Below are 6,956 nucleotides of genomic sequence, written 5' to 3' on the forward strand. Positions count from 1 at the left end.
ACTTGCCCAGCTGTGACAATTTCTCCTCGCTCAATTGAGACTTGTTCGTTGATAATTTCAACGATTCCTATTTCATCGATAATTCCGGCTACTAATCCCAGATGGTCTAGATTTTTGACTTCAATTTCTGTTGATTGATTCATGGTCGAACAGCCCACTGCCTAAGTTTTCCAACAATTCCTATTTTTTCATAATTAGGGGTCTCAATATCCCCCTAACGGCCACCGAGAAAACCTTCACCAGATAAGTATTTTTACTCAAGTCTCTGGAGGGGGACAGCTTATGTGACAGTTGAGGGTGCGGAATGTGGGTTCAAAGAGTAACTCTCCATTTTCTCCAAATATGCCTACAATCATATCATGCCACAGGCTCCTGTTTCATTGAGGCGGAAAGTAGTCAATTTAACTTCTGTATTCGCATATTGATGGCGAATTTTTTGCATTAAACCTTCGAGGGTAGGGTCAATTAAATAATCTCCACTATTGGCTTCAATAGCAATAAACCAGTTATAATATTTCTCGATCAATTCTGGACGTATTTGCTCAAAAATCTCTCGACAGCGCCTACCGAGTTCATCTCTTCTAGTTTTGCGTAATGCTAATTCTTGGGGTGAAATGATCGAGTCTGACAAGATTCTTCCTTGATATTTTTGGTGACTTTTGGATAGTTGTTTCATCTTGCTAATGTTGACTGATTACAGGTATTTTAAGTTAAACAAACCAGATTTTTATCTCGCACCAAAGTAACTCATTAATTCTGGATTACACAAATTATACACTAACTAAATTAATTAAATCAACTACATTCATGCTGACTTCTACTGAATCTCTTTGAGTTTTTCCAATGCTGTTTGGTACATTTCTATATTATTTTGTTGTCGATAAAGATCGGCGGCTGTTTGGAAATCTTCCCGCGCACCTTGAAGATTGTTTGACTTGCGGTAAGCAGTACCTCGACTCATGTAAATTTCTGCTGATTTAGGGTTGATAACTGGAGCTTTGATTAATGTTAAATCAAATTCCCTTTGTCCTTCCCGTTTAATTTTTAAGGTAACTTCAAGAATTTCCTTTTTTAAGACCTGGTTATTAATGAGTTGCTGTAATTCTTCAGTTGTTTTATTAAGAGTAGATTCGCCATTAAGAGCGACAACTTGATCTCCGACTTTGAGCGAACTCCGATCCGCTGGCGAATTCTTAAAGATTTCTCCAATAAACATTCCAGGCATTCCCTCACGATCTACAAAGCGAACTCCGATGCCAGAATAGTTAAGTTGACTGATCGCTTGGCTGTAATCAGAAATAGCCGCCTGATAGTCTTTCTGTTTAGACTTGCTAATCCCTCGATAGTAATAAGCTGTGGTATAGTCGGGTTTGAGACGGATAGCTTCGGTATAGTCGGCAATTGCCCCTGAGTAGTCTTCTGATTGATCACGAGCATCTCCCCGTTTGAAGTAGAAATCAGCATCATCAGGTTTAATACGAATCGCTTCGGTGTAATCAGAAACAGCAGACTTATATTCCTCTAATTCGTAGTAAATATTTCCCCGATTCGAGTAGGCTACAGCAAACTTAGGATTTAGACGAATAGCCTGGGTATAGTCTTTGATAGCTTGCTGATAATTTTCCTGAGCAAAATAAGCATTACCTCGCAAATTGTAAGCAAAAGCATTCTGAGGAGCGAGACGAATAGCCTCATTATATTCAGCGATCGCCGTCTGATAATCTTCTCTTTTATAGCTGGCAATACCTCGGCCGAGATGAGCGTCTACATTTTGAGGATTGCCTCGACTTACCTGTTCATCCTCTGTGCTTATGCCTTGAATTTCTCGAATTTTTGTCTGTGCTACTTGATAGGCATCGTCATTCCCTTGTTCACGGAAAAGTTGTGCGGCTTTTTGCAAATCTTCAATTGCTCCTTGTTTATCTCCTATCTCGGCCTTCGCCAACCCTCGTGCATTGTAGGCATCAGCGAAGTCAGGTTTAAGACCTATGGCTTCGGTGTAATCAGTGATCGCTTCTTGATAGTCTCCCTGGAGTCTGTGAGCTTCTCCTCGGTTGCCATAGTAAAAGGGTTTAGGATAGATACGAACAGCTTCACTATAGTCTTTGATAGCTTCTGGATATTTTTCTTGAAGATGGTAAGCCAGCCCTCGTGCATTGTAGGCATCAGCGAAGTCAGGTTTAAGACGTATTGCTTCCGTGTAATCAGCGATCGCTTCTTGATAGTCTTTGAGTTGACGGCGAATATCTCCACGTTCTCGAAGATTGCCAACATCATCAGGATCGAGGCGCACTGCTTCATTTAAATCAGCTAATGCCCCCTGCAAATCTCCTAACTCTTGACGAACTTGACTGCGGGAGTAATAATTTTCGTCATATTTAGGGTCAAGACGAATCGCTTCCGTGTAATCAGCGATCGCTCCTTGATAGTTCTTCTGACGCGCATAAGTAATAGCCCGTCCATTGAAGGCATCAGCTAAGTCAGGTTTAAGGCGAATCGCTTCAGTGTAATCGGCAATGGCTTCTTTATAGTCTTCCTGAAGCCTGTAAGCATCCCCTCGGTTGTAATAATACCAAGCCTCGTCGGGTTTGAGTCCAATGGCTTTGGTGTAATCTACAATCGCAGCCTTATAGTCTTCCTGTCCATAAAACTGATTGCCGCGCCAGTTATAGTAAAAATCGGCCAATTCAGGAGCAAGACGTATAGCTTCGTCGTAATCTCCTATCCCTTTCTGTTTGTCCTTTAGAAAAAAGTAGGTATCTCCTCTCTCAGTATAAATCCAGGCATTGTCAGGCTGGAGGCTGAGAGCTTTCTTGAAATCTTCAGTAAATCCCTGCTGATTCCCTAACTTAGCGTAAGCTTCCCCCCTGCGAACATAAGCCATGACATAGTTAGGACGGAAGCGCAAAGCCTCAGTGTAATCTTCAATAGCTTTTTTATAGTCTTCCTGCTGATAGCGGACAAACCCCCGCTCCGTGTAGAATTGATAGGCTGATTCAGGAGCAAGGCGGATGGCTTCAGTGTAGTCCTCAACTGCTTTCTGATAGTCTTTTAGGATAAAACGGGCGTAACCACGATTTTGATGAATCCAGGCATCGTCAGGCTGGAGACTTAGAGCTTTATTGAAGTCCTCAGCAAGTCTCTGTTGGTCTCCCATCCTAGCGTAGACAATTCCCCGAGCAGCATAAGCCCCGGCATTATCGGGCTGAAGGCGCAACGCTTCATTAATATCGGCGATCGCTCCCTGATTGTCTCCCTGTTCTGACTTCAGTGTGCCTCGGAATTGGTAAGCGATCGCCAAATCTGGTTGGAGGCGCAAAGCTTCATTGACATCGGCGATTGCTCCTCGATAGTCTCCCATGTACCGACGGGTTTGCCCACGACGAAAGTAGCTCTCAGCATGGTCTGGTTTAATTTTAATCGCCTTATTGCCAGACTTGAGTGCTTCTGGATAACGCCCTAATTCATTCAATGGAACTGCTAGCCAGTTATAAAGGATGAAGTCATCAGGTTTAAGTTCAATCGCCTCTTTAAAAGCTTTAACTGCTTCTTCGTAGTCTCCTGAATACCAGGCTGAGTCTCCCACTTGACGCAAAGCTAGATCCTTATCGACTTTATATTCAGGTTTGTATGTAAGAGCTTTCTGAAATGATTTTTTGGCTTCTTGATATTTTTTCTGACTTTTCAGTGCCATGCCGTGAACAAACCAAGCTTCATAGGATGGCTTAATCTCGATCGCTTTTTCCAGAGCTATCTGTGCTTGTTGATATCGACGCAATCGCCACAGTTTATTTCCATAATTCAGCCAATCAATCTCATCAGCACTGCTTCCCAGTTCTTTTAACTCTAAAGAGAAACTGACAATTTCATCTTTTTCTGTATCTGTTAGTCGCTGTGGTAAAGAAGTCTCTTCTTTAAAATTTAGAGAAATTTTTTCCTGTTTGATCTTGTTTAGAAAGGTACGGATCGGGATACCCAAGCTATAACCTAGTGCCAGTAAAGGTTTTCGATTTTGCGGAGTAGGGCTTTCTTGGTCATCTATGACCCCCTCTATAATGGTATGAATTCCAATCAGGCGACCCTCTGAATCAAACACTGGACCGCCACTCATTCCGCCTTCAGTGATGTTGGTATATACTAACTCGTAACCTTGGGAAAAAGAACGAGCATTTAATGCCTCATTAGTTCCCCTTAACCAACCTAAAAGAAACCCAGTATTAAATTGACGGGCTGAATTTACCGTTGCCGTGGTAGCTTGTTTCGAGCCTGGCCAGCCAGAGACAAAAGCCAAGCTATCTTCAAGTCCTAAGTTATAGTTTCCCAAAGTAGCGACTTGATAGGGTTGATTACTGGTGAACTGCAATAAGGCTAAGTCAACCTTCTCCCAAACTTTTATTTTGTTCAACGTATATTGTTGACCATCATGAGTAACTGCTTTCAGGTCTCTATTTCCCCTCGCTACATGGGCAGCCGTGAGGACGTAGTATGTGTTACCATCTTTGGCTATAATAACCCCTGAACCATTGCTAGTTGGCCAAGTGATTAATACTGAAGTTTCTTTGGCAATATCATTAATTTTGTTGACTAACTGGGAACTAGAATTGGTAGTAGCTCTGGTGACTGGAGACTGCTGTTGAGTTAGGTTGGCAGGAATGAATTGGGGTGCTATTTGAGCTAAGATTTCGATGGGAACTGCCCAGCTGGAACGCTTCATCCTTTCCCGCAGTTCGTCATTGGGCCTAGAATTATCCTGATAGACAAAGGGATCGCCAAAACTGAGGGGCTGCCCGTGTATGCCATTAATACCAATAACTTTACCCTCGCCATTGAGGAGGGGACCCCCACTCATCCCTTGTTCGATTTCATTAGTGTAGCCAATCCAGTAGCCGCCTTTTAAAGCTTTTTCCAGCAACAGGGACACTCGCCCTGCTCTAAAAACGAATCCTCCTGGCTCAGACAAATCAGTCTCAAAAGGAAATCCAGCGGCAAACACCTCATCTCCTTCCTTCAAGTCCGATAAATTTCCCAGAGGAGCTACAGTATAGTCACCACCAGATTGGAACTGAACTAGAGCTAAATCACTGCCCCGAAAATCAACTCCTGAAATTACTTTAGCTTGATGAATTTGACCATCTGGTGTCTGGATGCGGCAGTCAGTTTCTGACTCCATGACGTGCTGGTTGGTCAAAACAGTATAAACTTGACCTTCCCTGTAGAGCAAAGTCCCCGACCCCCTACTGTTACCAGCATGGATTCTAACAGTAATAGACCGGGCTAACCGATTGAGTTGTTCTGAGGTTAGCTGAGAGGCAGCCTGTTGAGCAAAGACTCTTGATGCAGGAATACTCAGGTAAAAACCCGGTATCGTTAGCATCAACAAGGTACTTATCCCGATTGCTAAAACTTTTGACCGATGCTTAGTTTGTTGCCCCACCATCTTTTTGTCTCCTTAATGGAGCCTTACCCCATTTTCTAAAAAAACTAATGAGGGAGACAGATTGACCTTCTTCACTTTCTAACCAGTTTAGAATGTCTCTTGACCCCTTCACGCAACTTTGCAGACTTCTTGTGGTTAGCCCTATTTAGCGTTAGTTTTATTCCTCAGTTGGTGCTTCGCGCAGGAACTGATTCATGTCGTAGTAATATTGAGGAGAACCATCCTCAGATTGAACCACGGGGCCACTAGCAGCATAAGCACCATTCATGACATCCTGAGCCACTTTTGTAGGATCGTCTTTTTTGTCGAGCAACGTGAATAACATATAACCTTCCCTGCAAGTGTCACCCTATTGACGAACACTGCAGACCACCTTCTGCCCGTCCTGAATCCCCCAAGTTAGGTAATTCAGTAACCCTTCTTCGTAAGCTTTCTGGAATTTGGCAGAGACCGTCTGACAACGAGCTTCAGGAGTCAACTTGCTCGTTCTTTGTTGCCATCGAATGACTGCCACTCTTTTTCCAGTTGCAGTACGCGCATAGGTAGTAGGCACGCCATCTTTCGATTTGCCACAGAAGTAGGTATCCATTTGCGCCGAGCTAGGATGGCTACCAATGGCCAAAGCCCCAACAGCCAGCGTACTAGCTGCCAGTAGTGAAGCGAACAATTTGAGTTTCATAGAAACCTCCTTCTTAGTCTGTCCACAACTGGATTCTAGCTCAAAGTCTTTGCTGCGGGTGTTAGCTCAAGGACTTTTTTTGATAATTCTTTACATTTTTCCTGATTGACTTGATTGGGATTTTTTGGCTTTAACTAACGGATCTTCTCGTTTCTGTGTGGAAGGAAGAGGAATAGGGATAATTTTCCAGAACTATAGTCTTCAAAGCCTTGCCTAGCAAGACTACTAGGAATGATCAGCACTGATTATCATACAAAGTCGAGAAGAGCCGCAAAAACTCGCATTGTGACCGTTTGAAGTATAGCAAATCCGTTTTTGATCGATAGTACGATTAACTCCCAATCCAACTTTAACAACCCAGTTATCAATTGTTTCCCCCCTCTCCCCATCTCCTCTCTCCCCACTCCCTCAAAAAAAATTTTCCCAGAGGTGCTTGACATAACCAGGGTGATGAAGTTATAATCAGAATTGTCGCAAAAATGGGATTGTAGTTCAATTGGTTAGAGCACCGCCCTGTCACGGCGGAAGTTGCGGGTTCGAGCCCCGTCAATCCCGTAGAAATCTAGATTAGAGTCGCCCAGGGCCAGTTAACCTGTGGGCAGTAGGATCGATGAAGACGCTCCCACTGCCTAGATTGGTTCTAATTTACCGATAAACTGGCATTAGCTTGAATATAATCGGGTAATTCAATCTTTACCGGTTGTACCCGCCAGATTTCCTCGCAGTATTCCCGAATCGATCGATCGCTAGAGAATTTCCCCATGCGGGCCACATTAAGAATTGCTAAACGACTCCAATGTTCTTGATCTTGATAGGCACGACCGACTCCTTCCTGACAAT

Annotated in this window: 6 protein-coding genes and 1 tRNA gene; 1 reads left to right on the plus strand and 6 read right to left on the minus strand. The window is 43.4% G+C overall.

Annotated features, from left to right (window positions below):
- The 5 genes from PX481_RS02665 to PX481_RS02685 form a co-directional block, all read right to left on the minus strand.
- A partial coding sequence (locus PX481_RS02665) for a DUF4277 domain-containing protein (protein ID WP_287731423.1) occupies positions 1-143 on the minus strand: 143 nt, incomplete at its 3' end.
- 209 nt (positions 144-352) lie between these two features.
- Positions 353-676: a hypothetical protein gene (locus PX481_RS02670; protein ID WP_002759112.1), complete on the minus strand. Its 324-nt coding sequence runs from the start codon at positions 674-676 to the stop codon at positions 353-355.
- A 141-nt stretch (positions 677-817) separates the two neighbouring features.
- Positions 818-5,437 carry a tetratricopeptide repeat protein gene (locus tag PX481_RS02675; protein WP_288093548.1) on the minus strand — a complete coding sequence of 1,540 codons (4,620 nt, stop codon included), beginning with the start codon at positions 5,435-5,437 and terminating at the stop codon, positions 818-820.
- Positions 5,438-5,594: 157 nt separating this feature from the next.
- Positions 5,595-5,762, minus strand: coding sequence for a hypothetical protein (locus tag PX481_RS02680; protein WP_002759109.1), 168 nt, complete (start codon positions 5,760-5,762; stop codon positions 5,595-5,597).
- 24 nt (positions 5,763-5,786) lie between these two features.
- The gene (locus PX481_RS02685) at positions 5,787-6,116 is read right to left on the minus strand and encodes a COP23 domain-containing protein (RefSeq protein WP_002759107.1); all 330 of its coding nucleotides are present in this window, start codon (positions 6,114-6,116) and stop codon (positions 5,787-5,789) included.
- A 481-nt stretch (positions 6,117-6,597) separates the two neighbouring features.
- On the opposite strand from PX481_RS02685, the gene PX481_RS02690 reads away from it, so the two are divergent.
- Positions 6,598-6,671 (plus strand) — tRNA-Asp (locus tag PX481_RS02690).
- An 85-nt stretch (positions 6,672-6,756) separates the two neighbouring features.
- Here the strand turns inward: PX481_RS02690 and PX481_RS02695 are convergent.
- Positions 6,757-6,956: glycogen/starch/alpha-glucan phosphorylase (locus PX481_RS02695; protein ID WP_288093550.1), on the minus strand; the 200-nt coding region annotated here is incomplete at its 5' end.

Source organism: Microcystis sp. M53603_WE2 (assembly GCF_030065435.1).